We start from the raw sequence: 17269 nt of genomic DNA, 5'->3' as shown, positions 1-17269 counted from the left end.
ATCGGAGAGGCACAGGCATTCGCGTTCCACCCGACAGACCTCGGCGAACTCCACTTCACTACTCCCGTGAAGACAACCCGGCAGTCCGCCCTCAGTCCACGCCGCCCTTGCGGCCCTTGCGCACGACGTCGTCCAGATCGACGCCGTTCAGGGCGCCGACATGGTCGCTCAGCATCGGCACGTAGTCTTCCTCGTGCCCGGTGGCGACGGCCTGGGTGTAGTAGTGCTTTGCCGCCCCGGCCATGATGTTCACGACATTCGCGTTGGCGGCCATGTCGTTCAGGTAGCGGATGTCCTTGGCGGCATTGGCGATGGAGAACTTGTGGGCGTCCCGGTTGCGGTCGACCGCGTAGGACATGAACGTGTCGAAGAAGCCGCAGCCCATGCGGCTGGGGGCGATCACGTCCCGGATGGTCTGCGGCGAAATCCCCACCCTGGCGCCGAGCACGAGGGCCTCGGAGTAGAGGGCCCCGTAGGACAGGCTGATGAAATTCATCAGGAGTTTCATCTTGTGGCCGGCGCCCGCCGGCCCGATGTGGTTGACGGTGCCGGCCCAGCACTCGATGACCGGGCGAATTCTTTCCAGGATGTCGTCATCGCACCCCACCATCGCAATCAGCTGCCCCGCCTCGGCCTGCACGGGCGTGCCGCCCAGGGGCGCGTCGACGAAATGCCCGCCCTTCTCGCCAAGCTCCGCCGCCAGTGCCTCTGTCGAGGCCGGGTCGGCGGTCGAGGTGTCGATGACGATCAGGCCGGGCCGGGCGCCGGCGAGGATGCCGTCCGGGCCGCGCATGGTCGCTTCGATCTGCGGCGAGTTCGACAGGCACAGGTGAATGATATCGCATTTTTCCGCCATTTCGCGGGGACTGGCGGCCTCCTGCGCACCCTGCGACACCAGGCTTTCCACCGGCGCGCGGTTGCGGCGGCCCTTGACCCACAGGTCGTAGCCGCCCTTGCGGATATTGCTTGCCATGCCGAGGCCCATGAAGCCGAGGCCGATGAAGCCGATAACGTCGCTCATATGTCTCATCCCTTGTTCTGAAATCGTGCCAGCCAGGACATGTCCGGGTCCGGGTCGCCGGCCGGCAGGTATTCGGCGCCGATGGGCCGCTCCCAGCCGAGTTCGGCCAGCCGGGACAGGACACTAGCGTAGTCCAGTTCGCCGTGGTCCGGAATTCCGCGGTCCGGGACCGAGGCAATCTGGATATGGCCGATGACCGGCAAGAGGGTCTCCAGGCGCCGGATCACATCGCCCTCGATGATCTCGACATGATAGCAGTCGAACATCAGCCGCAGGTTCGGCTGGTCCACATCGTGGATAATCTCCGCCGCCAGGGCGGTGCCGTTCAGGAAATAGCCGGGCGCATCGCGGGGGTTCAAGGGCTCGATCAGGATCATGATGCCGTCCGGCGCGGCCTTCTCGCATGCATAGGCGAGATTGACCTCGAACGTCGTGCGCGCGCACGGATCCTTCGTGTTTCCGGCCATGACATGCACGGCGCCGGTCTTGGTTTCCCGCGCATAGGCCAGCGCCTCGTCGATGGCCGCCCGGGCCTCCTCCTGCCGGTCGGGCAGCGCGGCAAGGCCGTTGTCGCCGGCCGTGACGTCGCCGCGCCTGGTGTTCAGCCCGAGCATGGCAAGGCCCGTCTCCTCCAGCGCGGCGCGTGTCTCGGCCGCCGGATCGCCATAGGGAAAGTGACACTCGACGGCGTCGAAACCGGCGGCCTTCGCCGCCCGGATCGCATCGGGCAGCGAGCGGTCGGCCCACAGAAAACCGAGATTGGCAGAAAATTTCATGTGTCCCCCCGATCCTGAAACGAAGCCCCGGCGCGAAACCTGGCCTCCCTGGCCATCCGGGGCCCCAAGCCTCGGGTGTTAACCCTCCAAGTGAAACAGAACTTTGCTCCCGGGTCCATCCGCCATGGTGCCTCACGGCCCATGCCGGCTTTCCGGAACAAGGGATTTCGGCGGCCAGCCGGGCGGGGGAGAGGGGCGGGAGGGGAATAAGTTTTGCCTCGTGCAAGCAAGCCGCGCCGCAACGAACCGTCGCCGCGAGACCTGCCGCGTGCACGGGCCGCAGCCGTGCGGATTTCCGCTGACCGCAACGGACGTGAAAAGTCACGAAAACAAAAGGGAATTGTGCAAAGTGGAAAATGGTCGGAGTGAGAGGATTCGAACCTCCGACCCCCTCGTCCCGAACGAGGTGCGCTACCAGGCTGCGCTACACTCCGACTAGATCTATGGGTTCAAGCCGAACCCAACGGGAACAGCGGGCAACGCCGCGCCGTGTGGAGGGTCATGTAGCAAAGCTGACCTGTTCTCGCAAGAGCTTTGGCCGGCGCTGCCGCATTTTTTTGAAACGGCGAACGACATCAGCGGAACAAGCCGCACAGGGGCTGGTTTTGGGCTCGGTTTGGGTCCGGTTTGAAGCCGGTTTTGCGCGCCGGGGCGGCCGCCTCATGGCGCAACCGGCGCCGAAGGCCGGCGGTTCCGCGAAGGCCCCCGAAGCAACTGGGGAAAACCGGTCTGAGCCGTCAAAAGATTGCGCGGGGCAAGACTTGCGCTTCCCAAAAGGGACCGCTATACAGCGTTCCCACGGCCTTGGGGTGTAGCCAAGCGGTAAGGCAGCGGTTTTTGGTACCGCCATGCGCAGGTTCGAATCCTGCCACCCCAGCCAGTTCCATTTCTTTTCCGAAAATTTGGTTCTTTTCAACGGCTTATGCTGTGCGTAATGTACAGTATGGAAGGTTTCCTAAGAGGGAAGTAGCCACTTTATGACTTTGATCCTAACCATTCAAACTAGGGGGTCAATTTGGTTGGTCGCAGACAGACGGCTTTCCTTTGAACGTGGACCACCGAAAGATGATGCGGTTAAAGCGACGGTTGTCGATGTCTTCGATGGGATTGCGATAATTGGCTATGCTGGGCTCGGAGCAACTGTTTTAGAAAATCAGCCGTCGCAATGGATTAGCAATGTTCTACGTGGCCGGCATCATCCAATTGAGCAGATGCTAGATGTGATTGCAGACGCGATGAAGCGAGAGTTTCCGCCACACCTCAACAGTTTTCGCGATGTGAGGGATCGACAGCACAGATTTTTGATAGCTGCATTCGTGGGCGATAGACCGTGCGCTTACACCATTGATCTTGTCTACTCTCAGACCGGCTACGTTTTTCGCCGTGGCAACCACATCATGGGGGAGACTCTTCAACCGTTGAGAATCCCACCTCCTGTGGGACTTGCGGGATCGGGAGCCGCTTGCCTGGAGAGACAAACAGACTGGGTGCGTCCAACTCTCAGTCTTGTAAATGCTTACAATAAAAAGAAAATTTCTGCTGTCACTGTGGCGGATCAATTAGCGCGAGTTGCCTACTTCTCACACACAGAAGAAAGGAAAACCGTTGGGCCGGGCAGCATTGTCATATGGCGAAACAGCAAGAAGGGCTTGCAGAAGGGCGGAGGAAGCCAACTGTACTATGCCAACAATAAAAGTGCTTCTGCCTCTTCGAACGTACCGTCCATAATGAGGGGATGGGATATGTCCGCAACGTCAGATGTCCTTATGCGGCACGTGACACCCCACCTAAAAAAGATGTTAGAGGCGGCACAAAAGGGAGCACCCAAACCCAATCTCGATGGCTTGGAGGAGGATATTAATAAGGAGCTTTCACAACTTCCATCTGATCCTGATGACAAGCTGTGTTGACAAGGTGACGGAATTTCCATCGAAGTCCGCCAGACGCAAAATCAACTGTGAGTTGGCACTTTATGTGTTCCCACCTCAGATGCCCCCTCAGACTGGTCGAGTTTCCCCAATCCTGCAGAACTCCGCGATTTTTGCCGAGGTGGGAACTCGCTTCAAGAATAGTGTTTCAGTTTCCACCTTGAAATTGCGCCCCTGTTTTCGCTTGGCTCTTTCAGAAACAGCAGAAAATCGCGAAATACCGCTCAATCCCACTTAATCCCGGAAAAGCCCTCAGTTCCAAGTGCTCTCGCGCTTCCGTATTGTTCGCGTCGTCAAGCCAACAGTCCGACGCGACACTGTTACGCAATATTGGGTAGTGGACGTGGGGTTTCAATTTCTGAGAGGGCTTTCAAAAGGTTCTTGGCATCTGCGAGACGGTTCCCAATAGCTTTTTCGGGCTTTCTACGGGCTGTTTCTGCCCAAGGGTCGTCAAATCCCTCTTTCGCGAGAAAGACGGCGGTAGCTGCGAGTTCAAGAACAATGGAATCCGACCTTGCAGCTGTGCTGGCAAATTGACGTCGGACATCAGAAGCAGGAGCGAGGTCGTGTGGTCTATCTGCTTCGAAGATTGAGTATGTTCCGCCCCACGTTGTCGGAGACTCAGTCTCCTTCAACTCGCCAAAAAGTGCTCCCAAGCTTGCTGCGCTAGCTAAGTCTTCACAGTAAGGACCGTAATGTTTGTAATAAAAAGACAATCCGTCTTCCATTCCGGTTACCGTGAGAAGATACGCGATTTTTTGCAGACGGGTCCGCCCAACAACGCGTCCACCGGCATCCGCAACAATAGCTGCAACTTTTTTGGAATCACTCAGTGACATGCTTGGACCTCCCCTTGAATAATTGCGTTGATAGTCGACAAGGCGTCAAGATCACCGGGGTCATGATACGCACGGAAAAGCTTGAATTCGTCGAGATTAGCGACAACGCGTGAACGTTGCTTCAAATCTACGAGTTTGCCTCCGTCGGTGCGTACATTAATTCGTTCAGTTGGCCCTATTGATCCGGCGCCATCCTTATACGGAGAGCGTTCGGCTTCATCGACAAGGATACGATGAATCTCCCCAGATTCACGCTGGTTCCATTCGGTTAATTTTTCGTTTACTTTTGCGCAGCAGGTTTCGATTTTTGCTTTTTTCTCAATATCGCCAGTGCTTTCAGGGTCGAATTCGTGACTAATACGAGCCCGAATATCAACACACTTGAAGAGTTTCCGGTCACGCAGTCGAAGTGCAAAGGATCTTATCAAATTGTCCTTCGCTTCTGCCATCAAGGAGAGCGCACCCCAAACAACAGAATCGTCTAGACAAAGAGCGATATCTAGATTTTCAGGGTCACGAGCAAATTGGACGAGAGGATGCTGAACTGGCAAGCCAATTTGTTCAATGCTCTCATCTCTTGTGAGGTGTACTATGCGGATCAATAGTTCTGTAAAAATTTTCTCTGCGCCACGCGTAGTTTTATGGAAATAAACCGTTGGATATAATTGAAATAGGCCAAGAACGTAGGCTTCCGCAGCGTGAATGGCTTTGGGGCCGATCACAAAAGTGTCAACAGTTCCTGTCTGTTCATCATCAACACCAGTGGGGATCGAAGCTATTTCTAAGTTAGCAATTAGCCACTCGAAGTCGATTGCCGCATGTTGGCTTCCTGACATCAAACGGTCTCGCCGCATATAGTCAAGCCGGTCAGCATCAAACTGACTCGAAACCACGGCATTGTGAACGGTAATTTTACCCTCTTTTTTGACCATATCAGCGACATCAATTGCGAAGCCGCTTCCCATCTCATTCAAGATGTCTGCAACTTCGCCGTCCCGAATAAGTAAATCGCTCACGTGTTCATGGTCAGCAAGTTTGAGGCTAAGCCTTTTTCCAACCGTTTCGAAGGCATGGCTAAAGGGGCCATGTCCTAGGTCGTGAACAAGTGCGGCTGCCAAGGCACAGTTCTCTCGGCTATCTTTTCGCGGGCCGGCGGACCTCACGACCTCCATCAATTGTCTAGCAGTATGGAATACACCGACGCTGTGCGCAAAACGGGTGTGGCTTGCCCCTGGGTACACGAGCTCAGAAAATCCAAGCTGTTTGACGCGACGTAAGCGTTGAAACGGTCGAGTTTGCAGGACGCGCCAAAGATTGTTTTCAAGTTCACTATCCGCCTTGAACTCGATCAAATTGTGTAAGGGATCACGAATGCGCTGAACTGTCATAGGAGACGAAATACGAGATTCGTTACGAGTCCACCACTTTTGATTTGCAGATTGTGAATTCAAGCAACAGTTGTCAGTGCTGAAATTGAGAGTGTGATAGCCAACATGTGCTTGAGTATGCCGGCGACATTTTATGAAGTCGGCGTTATTAGAAGATTCGGGTGGCAACAACTGTATGTCCTCATGGATGAGAACAAACATAGAACAAATTGTTCGGCTTTTCCAGTATGAGAAATTTGAAATTCTCCTGGCCTTTTCGATAGGCGGGCCATTTTACCCCAGGGGATGCGGCACTGGTTGTCCTAGCCAGAAACAACCCGTTAGAGTGTGCGCATCGGGAACGCGTATTAGTAACCCAACTCCCAGTCCATGATACCTCTAGAAGGCCGCGCACGACAAAGCAAAGGGAGACAACGGCAGTCTCTTGTCGCATATCATAAGGTGGCAGGGTCTCAGCTAAAATTGGAATTAGTTGCTAAATTGAAACTGCACGTTCTTGCGAGCTACGGGTCCGAAATGGAACGCCTGCAAAGCGGATCAACCGTTCATTCGCCAGGGGGTCGGGCCTCCATTGGTAGAATGAAACCCCATGGCGTCTCCCGTTCTACCCCTGCAATCCGAAATCCGAGCTTCGTGTAGACCGTGACGGCCCTTGTATTCGCCGGATGCGGATCGACGGCGATTACGGGAGCGCCGGCGGTAAACAATACGTGCATTCTTTGTCGAATGAAGGCTGTGCCATGGCCGCGGCCGATCATCGCCGGGTCACCGATATACTGGTCTATCCCGCGCGATCCAGGAGGAAGATGCCCGAAATGATGCTCTTCCCATCCATGAACCGAATAGTCCTGCATGTAGGCGAACGATTTGCCGTTCAGCTCTACGATCCATCTTGAAACGCGGGGATCGCGCAACTCCTCTTCGTCGAAAGGCTCGTCGCTGTTCCACCATTCCTGGACATGTGGAAGGCTTTGCCACGTCCGGAGCAGGGGCAGGTCGCTCATTGCTGCGGCTCGAAAAACATAATCTGCCAATGTCATGCTTTCACTCCGCTAACAAAGCCGACGAAAGGCGGCTTCGGGCTCATTGCCGTCAATTGATCATTTCACCGTTTTCGCCAAGGAGAGAACTCGATTCAAGTGCCGCGTTTCAGTCCCGTGCAATTGCGCAGCCGTTTCGCCTGGTCCGGCGGGAAACACCCGCGTTTCGTTAATCCATGCCGGCTGTTATCGTCGGCTCGTCAGGGAGCCGTCAACCTCATGAAACTTGCTCACATCAACCTGGTTGCCCGGGATGCAGACAAACTCGCAGCCTTTTACGTGAATGTGTTCAAATGCGAGAGCCTTGGCGAACCCTGGAGGTTGTCCGGCGAGAGGGTTTCGCGAGGCAACGGTCTTCCGAACTCTGATATCTACTCGATCTGGTTGAAGCTTCCCGGATGCGACATCCCGTTCCTGGAGATACATGAGCACAAGGTCACGCACGACATAAAGCCACCCAGGGTGAATGAACCCGGTTTCGGGCACCTCTGTTTTCAGATGGACGACCTTGATGCCGTGCTCTCGGCGGTCATTGATGCGGGCGGGGCACGGGTCGGGGAAGTGACGAACTTTGGATCGGCGGAAAAACCATTTCTGATTATCTATGCGCGCGATCCGGAGGGCAACATTCTTGAACTTGAGCAGCCCTGCAATGAGCCCGATTGAAATGCCTCTGGTCGGGCCACGGGGTTGACGGAGCGGCTCTGAGAACTGCGCGCAGGCAGTGACTGGGCAAAGGCGACATCGTCCGGGTTACACATCCGATCGCCCCGTCAAAGTGCTCCCAAATCTTCCCTGGAAAGTTTCGCCAGGCAGCGGAGTCTGGTCTCGGGGTGGCATTGGGCTATGCCGAGCAACTCGAGTTTGGTCTCGAGCAGGTAAAGCGGAAAAGCTCTTCCAAGTGCCTGAACGGACCTGTCCATTTCCAAAGCTTCGTTGCGGTTGCAGGTCCTGCAGTAGATGGCAATAGCGCAGCCTTTTTCCTGCAGATCTTCCAGGGTCGCGAAACGATCGAGCCGGGGGAGGGTGTCGCTACAGGCCATTGCTATCCGTTCCGCTCATGAGATGGGGCTGCGGGCCGGCACGAGATACAGGTGGCGCGGTTTTTCGCTCGCTGGTTGGGGTGTTGCCTTTCATCATGAAATCCTAGATTGAAGAGGCGGGAAGTTACAGTTGGGGGGAGTACGTAAGGTAAGTCTTGTGAAAAACCGTAAGGGGCTGAATTGGAGCGAATGGCAAATTCTTGTCTTCGGGCGCCGCGCCCGCGTTTTCTGCCCGCATTCAGCGATAGACCCGCGGAGGCATCATTCGCCGCGGCGGCACTGATCTGTTAGGATCATCTCATTGTCGGCGAAAGAACCACTGGCAGCCGACGACAGAGAGACTGCGATATCCCCTACAAACGGGTGTTTTCAGCGCTCCCGCCTATCGGCAGCAGGAGCATACCTATGTCCAGCATTACAGTGCGATGCCCGTCTTGCGGCGCATCCAACGTCCTGATCGTACAAGGCCTCATATCCGCGTCCGAACAGCTTGCGTGTTCTCAATGTCACGGCATCCTGGGCGAATGGAGTGACCTCCTAAGCAAGGCGTCTCGCGACTCGAGCGGAGACGACACTTCGCAAGATGATCCCCGTTCCGATCAACCGCCCACCTGACTTCACGATCTTCGCCCGTGCCCTGCAGGATCTTGCTGAAAAGCCCATGCCGCGGCTGAAGAGAGCTGTGGTTGCGGCCGAGCGCTGTTCCCCCCGGTGCGCCCTGCCAGACCCGCGCTCGCGCCACCGCCTTGCGGTTCCGGTGCTTTCAAGGATGCCACCATATGCGGCCCTCATGCGTTCAAGCGAAAGCGCGGCATCTGAACCCGGCCGCGTGCGAAACAGCGACCAGGGAGATGCTGATGGGGCAGGATGTGTTTTTTGGCGGCTGGGCCGGGCTGGGGCGGACGTTGCTCGTGGGGCCGCTCGCCTATGTGGCGCTGGTGTTCATGCTGCGGGCTTCAGGCAAGCGCACGCTGAGCAAGATGAACGCGTTCGACCTTATCGTCACGGTGGCGCTGGGCTCCACGCTCGCCACGGTTCTGCTGAACCGATCGGTGCCGCTTGCCGAAGGCGTGATGGCGCTGGGGCTGTTGATTTCGCTGCAATTCGTCATCACATGGCTCTCCGTCCGCTCGGAGCGCTTCCAGGGACTTGTGAAGGCGGAGCCGACTTTGATCATGCGGGAGGGTGCCTTCCTGGACGGGGCAATGCGGCGCCAGCGGATCACGCGTGAGGAGATCGAGGCGGCCATGCGCGAAAGCGGACTGGGCGACGTCGACGATGTGGCCTGCGCGGTGCTGGAGACCGACGGCAGCGTCAGCATCATCGGCAAGAGCTCAGATGGGTCATAATCAATGATGGTTGGTATGAGGCTCACCGGATAGCTCCGACGAGCTGCAATGATCGCCCCTACGCTTGCGGGCAGTTCTTGGTCGATGCGGCATGTGGCGTCTCTGGATCTGAAGCCGTCCGGTTTCGAAGGGCTCCAGCCCGTTTCGCGACGTTATCGCATCAGCATGAGGGCGAGGCTCCGGCCGGAGGGGCATGCGACGCGCTACGCCGACTGAGCTTGCATCACCTCACCCCCGCCGTCTCGCACCAGTCCTCCAGGGCCGTGCGTATGGCCGTTGCGGGCGAGGCGGTGCGGGTGAAGGCCCACCATATGAGGGCACCCTGCCAGACGCCGGCCATCTGCCATCCCAGCCTCTCCATGTGGTCTGGGTTGGCTGTCAGGCGGCGTCCGAGCGCGCTTGCCAGATAGTGACCCCAGGCGGCGCCGCGGGCGCGCAAGGTGGGGTTGCGGATATCCTCACGCAGGAGCAGCAGGCCGTCGGTGGTGTTGTGCTCGGCCGTTTCCTCGGGCATCAGGCGCAGGAGAAAGTCGATGGCCCCGGCTGGGGTGAGAGGCGCCTCGGCGTCGGCTGCCCGGGTCGCCTGGTCCAGGCGGTCCCAAGCGTGCAGAAGCGTCGCCTCCACCATCGTCTCCCGGCTGCCATAGCGCTGCACCAGTGTGGCCGCCGACAGGCCGACTCCGGCGGCAGCGCGCGCGAAGGTAAGGCCGTCCGGGCCGGTTTCAGAGAGTGTTTTCAGAAGCTTGTCGAGGACGAGCTCGTCCGACATCAATTTGGGTCTTGTCATCAACGAATTTATAAACATATGTTCATTTATAAATCAACTGGAGATTCACGCCATGGCACGCATCTTCGGCTATATCGCCGCAAGTCTGGATGGTTTCATCGCGGCGGAAGACGGCAGCCTGGACTGGCTGTTCAAATACGACACGATGGACCTGGGCGAGCACGACTACCGCCTGTTTCTCAAGCGCATGCGCACGATAGTCATGGGCCGCGGCACCTATGACTTCATCGCCGGCAGCCCTGATCCCTGGGCCTATGGCGATCAGCGTGTCATCGTCGTGACCTCCGGACCGATCGACAATCCGAAAGGCCCGCTCGAGACCCGGCACGATGTCGATGCGCTGATCGGCGAACTGAGGGCGCTTGACGACGGTGACGTGTGGATGCTTGGCGGCGGCCGGTTGCAGATGGCTTTCATGGAACGCGGCGCGCTGGACGAGATCGAGATCTATGTCATTCCCGAGCTGATCGGAGGAGGGCCGGTGCTTTTTCCGCCGACGGGCTTCAAGGCCAGCCCGAGGCTGATCGACGCCAGGGCGATCGACCGCGGCTGCGTTCGCCTGCATTATGCCTTCGATCGGTCGGTGGCCTGACCGGCGCGATTGAACCAGAAGGCGTTGAAGGGGCACGGCACAATGTTCCTCAACGCTGCGCCTGCGCATATTCCTTCCTTCGCTGTGCCACATAGTCCCGCAAAAGCCCCACGCGGCGGGGCCGGAAACTTTCTTCACCCCGGCTGAGCTGCTCGATCCGGTTGACGTGAAAGATCCGGAAATCCTGCCGCAGGCGGCAATGGGCCAGGAGCATCATTTTGTCCGCACCGTAGGAGAGGCCGAGCGGCCAGATCTTGCGCTCCGTGACTTGTTCGCGCAGATCGCGATAGGTGATCTGCAGGCTGAATTCCTCCCAGCAGGCCTCGCGCAGCAGGTCCATGTCGATCGTCACCGCCGGCCGGGCGTCGGGCCGGCGCCAGCTGCGCAGCACCGTGTGCATGGCCTGGCGCGCCTGGGCGTCCGGCAGGGTGGCGATGATACGGGCCATGGCGTTGCGGCCGGCCTGGGTCAGGCCGTCGTCGCCGATCTGCTCCAGGCCGCTCAGCGCCAGCATCAGGGCCTCGATCTCGATCCGGGAGAAGCTTTGCGGCGGCAGCGCCGGATCTTCGACCAGCGTGTAGCCGATGCCCGCGGCCCCGTCGATCAGCGCGCCGCCGGCGCGCAAGGTGGCGATGTCGCGATAGAGCTGGCGCAACGAGACGCCCGTCTCTTCGGAAAGCCGCGATGCGGTGACGGGCTGTGGAAGGCGCCGGAGCGTATCCATCAGGCGCATCAATCTGTCGGTGCGGGCCATTTGCTCCTGCCGTAAATTGTCAGCAGGGGGAAGCTATACCGTTCTTATTGCAACTGAAAGGAGCTTTCCATGCCCACTCTCTACCATGCCCCCAACAGCCGGTCCTCGGCCATCGTGTCACTGATTGACGAACTGGGTGCGGATGTCGACATCCGCGAAGTGACCATCCCGCGTCAGGACGGCTCCGGCGGGCCCGACGCGGCAAACCCCCATCCGGAAAAGAAGGTGCCGTTTCTCGTCGACGGCGAGGAGCAACTCCGCGAGCGCGGTGCGATCATCCTTTATCTCACCGACAAATACCCGGAAGCCGGGCTCGGGCCGATCGAAGGCCAGCCGGGGCGCGGCGCTTACCTGTCGTGGCTGTTCTACTATCAGGGCGTGATGGAGCCGGTGATCATACTCCACTGGGCCGAAATGTCCCATCCGGCCTTTCATGCGAGCCTGCGCGATTTCGACACGATGGTCGGGCGGCTTGCCGAAACCCTCGAAAAGCAGCCTTACCTCCTCGGCGACAAGTACTCCGCCGCCGACCTTCTGTGCAGCGGGCCATTCCACTGGTTCAAGGACCTCGTGCCGGACAACCAGGCAATCCGTGACTGGGTGAAACGCTGCGCCGACCGCCCCGCCGTCGCCCGCACCGCGGCGCGTGACGGCAACGGCGCCTGATCGGGTCGATGGATTTCCGACCAGAGCCCTCGGCTTCCATCCTCCTCCCGGCTTGCGCAGCGCGGGCCGGGAGGAAGATCTGTCGTCGCGGGAGGTTCAATTGCTTACGGATGCTGCAGGGGATTCATGTATATATTGAATAAAGTTTTATGAAGGCTTTAAACAACTTTGTGTCACGGCGATTTCACGCGTAGTGATAAAATTGACAATTGAAATAAACGTTTCTGTTGACGAACAGTTAACCGGGTTTGTGAAGGCGATGTTAAGTTGTGTAGGGTGAAGCTTCACAATGTCTGCGGGTTCGGTTTGAAGTGATATTTTCAAGGGGCCGGTGGCGACCCGGGCCCGCAGGTCGGCATCCGGTTGCCGACGCGGCGATACGGCGTTTTGGGGGCTAGACCAGAATATGCGGGCCGACAGTTCAAGGCTGAGGTTGGTCGCTGTTGCGTGGCCATTTGTTGCCATTATCGTCGCTCAGACCCTGCTTGCGTCCTTCAGCCTGCAGGTCGTCTCCTCGCTGAGGGCCTATGTGACCGGCGAAAGCCTCTGGTCCAAGGGGCAGCGCGAAGCGATCTATTATCTCGACCGTTATATCAACTCAGCCGATCCCGCTTTCCTTCAGCGCTATCGCCAGGCGATTGCCGTCCCCCTGGGCGACCGGGAGGCGAGGCTGGCGCTGGAAGCCGAGCCGCCGGACAGAAGTCGCGCTGTGGAAGGCTTTCTCAAGGGGGACTTCACCCGGACGACATTCCCGGGGTCATCATGCTCTTCGAGAATTTCAGGTGGTTCCCGCATATGGCGGACTCCATCGAGGCCTGGCGCAATGCCGAAGTCTACCTGCATGAACTTGAGAAGCTTGCCGGCAGCATTGGCGATCCGGCCGGGCTGACCCCGTCAAGGCGAGCGCATCTGTTGGCTACGCTGGACCGGCTCGACGTGCAGATTTCCCCGCTGGCGAGAGAATTCTCCGACAGCCTCGGCGAGGGCAGCCGGGTCGTCCAGGGGCTGCTGCTCGGGGCGAACCTGCTCCTGGCTGCGGTTTTCATCGCACTTACGATCTGGCGGCTCAACAGCTTCCTGAAACACCGTCGCTCGATCGAGGGCAAGCTCTCCTGGAGCGCCAATCACGATGCGCTCACCGGACTGCCCAATCGGCGTCTGTTCGAGCGAAGCCTGAGAGAAACGCTGAGATCCGGGGACACACAACACGCCGTGATCTTTCTCGATCTCGATCAGTTCAAGACGATCAACGATACCGGCGGCCATGCCGTGGGCGATCATCTGCTGAATGGTGTTGCCGGCGAGCTTACCGCCGCACTTCCGCCCACCGCCCTGCTTGCACGGCTCGGCGGCGATGAGTTCGGCCTGGTCCTGCCCGACTGCCCGCACGAGGAGGCTCAGGCGACCGCGCACAGGCTGCGCAAGATCGTGGAGACTTTCGATTTCTCGTGGGAGGGCCTGCGCTACGCGGTGACGGCCAGCATTGGCGTCGTGCTGCTCGGAGACCGGATTTTCTCGTTCACCGAAACGCTCCGCGCCGCCGACGTTGCCTGCTATATCGCCAAGGAAAAAGGGCGCAACCGGGTTCACGTCTATACGAGCGAGGACGCCCAGCAGTCTCATTTCGCCAACAGTCTGAGCTGGGTCCAGCGATTGCACCGGGCGCTTGAGCAGGACAGGTTCTGTCTGTTCGCCCAGGCAATCGCGCCCGCGGCGGCGCCGTCCGGGCGGTTCAGCCATTTCGAAATCCTGGTTCGCCTGAAGGAAGACGGTGCGCTGATTGCTCCGGGGGAATTCATCCCGGCCGCCGAGCGCTTCGGGCTAATGCCGCTGATCGACCGCTGGGTGGTGCGCAAGGCGCTCGAGATCATCCGGCGCAGAGATCCGCACGGCCGCGATACCTACGCGATCAATCTCAGCGGCCTGACCCTGACCGACGAGAGCTTTCTGGACTACGTGCGCCGCGAACTGACCCGCTCCGGCGTGCCGCCGTCCGCCCTGTGTTTCGAGCTTACCGAGACCAGCGCGATCGCCAATTTCGACGAGGCGATCGTCTTCATGGACACGCTGCGTGAACTCGGTTGCCGGTTTGCGCTGGACGACTTCGGCGTCGGCATGTCCTCGCTGTCCTATCTCAAGCGTCTGCCGGTCGATTTCGTCAAGATAGACGGCAGCTTCGTGCGCGGCATTCTGGACGACAAGTCCGACATGCTGACCATCGACATGATCAACAAGATCGCGCATCTGACGGGCAAGAAGACGATCGCGGAATTCGTCGAGACCTACGAACATCTCCTGGCGCTGCGCTCAATCGCGGTCGACTTTGTGCAGGGCTTCGCGATCGACCATCCGATGCCGTTCGACATCGACGTGGCGGTACAGGAGAACGCGAATGCGGAGATTCTCCCGGAGAGTGCGCTCGTCGGGTCGCGCTGAAGCTGTCCGCAGGACCGGCCGCTTCTACCGCCTCTTGCCGAATGTCGGCTTGCCGGAGCCCTCCGGCCGTGTGCGGCGCACCGGCTCACTGGGATGTGGGGCGTTTTCAGGGCGGATGCGGGCCAGGAAGGCGTCAGGGGCTTCCATGCGCTCGTTGGGGGCGTTCAGCAGGGGTTCTTCGGAGCTTTGCAGCACTTGCACGCGCTCTTTGCCGGTCGGGCGCTTTTCGCCGACAAACGCCACACCGCAGCGCAGGCCGTCTTCCCAGCGGCGCTCGCAGGTGACTTCGTAATCTTCCAGGTCGATATGCAGGTCGAATTCCTTCGGCAGCATGTAGGCCTGTTCGAATTCCAAAAGGGCGCCGCCGTCGGAAATGTTCCGGACAAGGCAGGGGATTGACCGGAGCCCGTCCTGGAAGACCATCTTTCCCTTCTTGAACACGCGTGCCCGGCGCGCGCGCTGTGCCGGGGCAGCGTCATCCGCTGTCTGGCGCTGCTCAGCGACTGGTTTGGTGTCCGGCATTGTCGTCTCGTCTCTTGCTATCGATCATAGGATGGCTGTCAAACATCCGCCGAACTTAGCAAGGAATGCCTTGCCAATCCGTGAATCCATGCCACAAGGCTGCGCCGCGTCCGGAAAAAAAGACTTGTGCTGCCAACAGACTGCCTCAACCGTTTTCATTTCCGAAGATTTCGTGGAACACCATTCCTTGAATTGACATATTTTTTTCTTTCTATTTAGCGGCATGCCCCGGAAGGGGAGCTGCAGGAAATTATTTCGAAAATTGAACGAGTTGGAGCGTTGATGACGGAAGACCAGATATCCTTTTTGAACCGGCTTGCAATTAAGGCCGGCGAGGAGATCATGAAAATTTACGCCGAACCGTTTGACGTCGAAAGCAAGGCGGACGGATCGCCTGTCACCCTGGCCGATGCCGCCGCGGAGAAAATCATCCTCGCAGGTCTGGCGGAGCTGTTTCCGGACGTGCCGGTTGTGGCGGAAGAATCCGTCGAAGCCGGGCATCTTCCGAATGTCGGCGACCGCTATTTTCTCGTCGACCCGCTCGACGGCACCAAGGAGTTCCTGAAGAAGAACGGCGAGTTCACGGTCAACATCGCCCTGATCGAAGACGGCGTCCCGGTGTTCGGCGTCGTGGCCGCGCCGGCGCTCGGCGAGATCTTCTGGGGCGGTGCCCTGGCCGGCGAGGGCGGGACGCGCCAGCAGGCCTTCAGGGGCCGGATTTCAAATGGTGACGTGGCCGACAGCGAGGCAATTGCCGTCAGGACGCCCCCGGCACAAGGGCTGAGCGTCCTTGCCAGCCGGTCCCACATGTCGGAGGAAACGGCAAACCTTATCGGCCGCCTGCAGGTGGCCGAGCAGTTGTCGGTCGGCTCGTCCCTGAAGCTTTGCTGGGTGGCTGCCGGCAAGGCGGACCTCTATCCGCGCCTTGCGCCGACCATGCAGTGGGACATCGCCGCCGGAGACGCCGTGGTGCGCGGTGCCGGCGGGTCGGTGGTCGTGGCCGGATCCTATGCGGATTTCGTCTACCGGGTGCCGGAAAATCCGCACAAGAACGATCTCCTCAACCCGCATTTCGTCGCAGTCAGCTCCAAGGCGCTGCTGCCCGATCTGGCTCCCGCTGCCTGAACGCGGATGGGCGGACGCCAGGAAACAGATCTCGGAAAGGGCCGGCAGCCGGCCGAAATGGAAAAAATGAACATGAATATTCAGTCTCATGGGATCACGCCGGAGCGCCTCAGCAATCTGAAGCGCCTTGAGGCGGAAAGCATCCACATCATCCGCGAAGTGGCGGCCGAATTCTCCAACCCGGTGATGCTCTATTCCATCGGCAAGGATTCCGGCGTCATGCTGCATCTGGCGATGAAGGCGTTCTATCCTTCAAAACCGCCGTTTCCGCTGCTGCATGTGGACACGACCTGGAAGTTCCGGGACATGATCAAGTTCCGCGACGAGACAGCCAGCCGCCTCGGGCTGGACCTGATCGTCTACACCAACCCCGAAGGGCTGGAGAAGAACATCAGTCCGTTCGAGCACGGGTCGTCCGTGCACACCCACATCATGAAGACCGAAGCGCTGAAACAGGCGCTCAACAAATACGGTTTCGACGCGGCCTTCGGCGGTGCGCGCCGCGACGAGGAGAAATCCCGTGCCAAGGAGCGCGTGTTCTCCTTCCGCAATGCCAATCACGGCTGGGACCCGAAGAACCAGCGTCCGGAACTGTGGAACCTCTTCAATGCCCGCGTGGCAAAGGGCGAGAGCATCCGCGCCTTTCCGCTGTCCAACTGGACCGAGCTCGACATCTGGCAGTACATCCTGACGGAAAACATTCCGATGGTGCCGCTGTATCTGGCCGCCAAGCGTCCGGTGGTGGAACGCGACGGCATGCTGATCATGGTCGACGACGACCGCATGAAGCTTAAGCCCGGCGAAGTGATTGAGGAAAAGATGGTTCGTTTCCGCACGCTCGGCTGCTATCCGCTCACCGGTGCGATCGAGTCGGATGCCGATACGCTGCCCTCCATTGTCCGCGAGATGCTTATAGCCCGCACGTCCGAACGTCAGGGCCGCCTGATCGACAGGGACGAAAGCGCCTCCATGGAAAAGAAAAAGCGCGAAGGATATTTCTAAG

Annotated in this window: 16 protein-coding genes and 2 tRNA genes; 9 read left to right on the top strand and 9 right to left on the bottom strand. The window is 59.0% G+C overall.

The window, feature by feature from the left end; genetic code table 11:
* Positions 1–91: 91 nt before the first annotated feature.
* From ON753_RS14140 to ON753_RS14130, 3 genes are all read right to left on the bottom strand, one after another.
* Entirely contained in the window at positions 92–1021 is a 930-nt protein-coding gene (locus tag ON753_RS14140; protein ID WP_265963273.1) for an NAD(P)-dependent oxidoreductase, read from the bottom strand.
* A gap of 5 nt (positions 1022–1026) precedes the next feature.
* Positions 1027–1797, bottom strand: a complete 771-nt coding sequence (locus ON753_RS14135) for a hydroxypyruvate isomerase family protein (protein ID WP_265963272.1) — start codon at positions 1795–1797, stop codon at positions 1027–1029.
* A gap of 357 nt (positions 1798–2154) precedes the next feature.
* Positions 2155–2231: transfer RNA gene (locus ON753_RS14130), tRNA-Pro, on the bottom strand.
* Positions 2232–2602: 371 nt separating this feature from the next.
* Between ON753_RS14130 and ON753_RS14125 the strand changes: the two genes are divergently transcribed.
* A tRNA-Gln gene (locus ON753_RS14125) sits at positions 2603–2677 on the top strand.
* 139 nt (positions 2678–2816) lie between these two features.
* On the top strand, positions 2817–3707 hold the full coding sequence (locus ON753_RS14120; RefSeq protein WP_265963271.1) for a hypothetical protein: 891 nt from the start codon (positions 2817–2819) through the stop codon (positions 3705–3707).
* A gap of 338 nt (positions 3708–4045) precedes the next feature.
* On the opposite strand, the gene ON753_RS14115 is transcribed toward ON753_RS14120, so the two are convergent.
* The 3 genes from ON753_RS14115 to ON753_RS14105 all read right to left on the bottom strand — a co-directional run bounded on the left by ON753_RS14115 (position 4046) and on the right by ON753_RS14105 (position 6992).
* Positions 4046–4564 (bottom strand): hypothetical protein, encoded by a 519-nt coding sequence (locus ON753_RS14115; RefSeq protein WP_265963270.1) that lies wholly within the window; start codon positions 4562–4564, stop codon positions 4046–4048.
* The gene (locus ON753_RS14110; protein ID WP_265963269.1) at positions 4555–6153 is read right to left on the bottom strand and encodes an HD domain-containing protein; all 1599 of its coding nucleotides are present in this window, start codon (positions 6151–6153) and stop codon (positions 4555–4557) included. Before ON753_RS14110 ends, ON753_RS14115 begins: the two co-directional genes overlap by 10 nt.
* 344 nt (positions 6154–6497) lie before the next feature.
* The gene (locus ON753_RS14105) at positions 6498–6992 is read right to left on the bottom strand and encodes a GNAT family N-acetyltransferase (RefSeq protein ID WP_265963268.1); all 495 of its coding nucleotides are present in this window, start codon (positions 6990–6992) and stop codon (positions 6498–6500) included.
* A gap of 99 nt (positions 6993–7091) precedes the next feature.
* On the opposite strand from ON753_RS14105, the gene ON753_RS14100 reads away from it, so the two are divergent.
* On the top strand, positions 7092–7658 hold the full coding sequence (locus ON753_RS14100) for a VOC family protein (RefSeq protein WP_265963267.1): 567 nt from the start codon (positions 7092–7094) through the stop codon (positions 7656–7658).
* Between the two features lie 1234 nt (positions 7659–8892).
* Positions 8893–9384, top strand: a complete 492-nt coding sequence (locus tag ON753_RS14095; RefSeq protein WP_265963266.1) for a DUF421 domain-containing protein — start codon at positions 8893–8895, stop codon at positions 9382–9384.
* A gap of 223 nt (positions 9385–9607) precedes the next feature.
* On the opposite strand, the gene ON753_RS14090 is transcribed toward ON753_RS14095, so the two are convergent.
* Positions 9608–10171: a TetR/AcrR family transcriptional regulator gene (locus ON753_RS14090; protein ID WP_265963265.1), complete on the bottom strand. Its 564-nt coding sequence runs from the start codon at positions 10169–10171 to the stop codon at positions 9608–9610.
* A gap of 52 nt (positions 10172–10223) precedes the next feature.
* On the opposite strand from ON753_RS14090, the gene ON753_RS14085 reads away from it, so the two are divergent.
* Positions 10224–10763, top strand: a complete 540-nt coding sequence (locus ON753_RS14085; RefSeq protein ID WP_265963264.1) for a dihydrofolate reductase family protein — start codon at positions 10224–10226, stop codon at positions 10761–10763.
* 49 nt (positions 10764–10812) lie between these two features.
* On the opposite strand, the gene ON753_RS14080 is transcribed toward ON753_RS14085, so the two are convergent.
* Positions 10813–11517: a helix-turn-helix transcriptional regulator gene (locus ON753_RS14080; RefSeq protein WP_265963263.1), complete on the bottom strand. Its 705-nt coding sequence runs from the start codon at positions 11515–11517 to the stop codon at positions 10813–10815.
* Between the two features lie 69 nt (positions 11518–11586).
* Between ON753_RS14080 and ON753_RS14075 the strand changes: the two genes are divergently transcribed.
* Positions 11587–12183, top strand: coding sequence for a glutathione S-transferase family protein (locus ON753_RS14075; protein WP_265963262.1), 597 nt, complete (start codon positions 11587–11589; stop codon positions 12181–12183).
* Between the two features lie 762 nt (positions 12184–12945).
* Positions 12946–14619: a putative bifunctional diguanylate cyclase/phosphodiesterase gene (locus ON753_RS14070; RefSeq protein ID WP_265963261.1), complete on the top strand. Its 1674-nt coding sequence runs from the start codon at positions 12946–12948 to the stop codon at positions 14617–14619.
* A gap of 24 nt (positions 14620–14643) precedes the next feature.
* On the opposite strand, the gene ON753_RS14065 is transcribed toward ON753_RS14070, so the two are convergent.
* Positions 14644–15141 (bottom strand): PilZ domain-containing protein, encoded by a 498-nt coding sequence (locus ON753_RS14065; RefSeq protein WP_265963260.1) that lies wholly within the window; start codon positions 15139–15141, stop codon positions 14644–14646.
* Positions 15142–15423: 282 nt separating this feature from the next.
* On the opposite strand from ON753_RS14065, the gene cysQ reads away from it, so the two are divergent.
* Together cysQ and cysD are read left to right on the top strand one after the other, a co-directional pair.
* Positions 15424–16266: a 3'(2'),5'-bisphosphate nucleotidase CysQ gene (gene cysQ, locus ON753_RS14060; RefSeq protein ID WP_265963259.1), complete on the top strand. Its 843-nt coding sequence runs from the start codon at positions 15424–15426 to the stop codon at positions 16264–16266.
* Between the two features lie 72 nt (positions 16267–16338).
* Positions 16339–17268 (top strand): sulfate adenylyltransferase subunit CysD, encoded by a 930-nt coding sequence (cysD, locus tag ON753_RS14055; RefSeq protein WP_265963258.1) that lies wholly within the window; start codon positions 16339–16341, stop codon positions 17266–17268.
* Position 17269: the final 1 nt, after the last annotated feature.

The organism is Roseibium salinum (genome assembly GCF_026240905.1).
Taxonomy (GTDB): domain Bacteria; phylum Pseudomonadota; class Alphaproteobacteria; order Rhizobiales; family Stappiaceae; genus Roseibium; species Roseibium salinum.
This window is presented reverse-complemented; position numbering and strand designations above follow the sequence as displayed.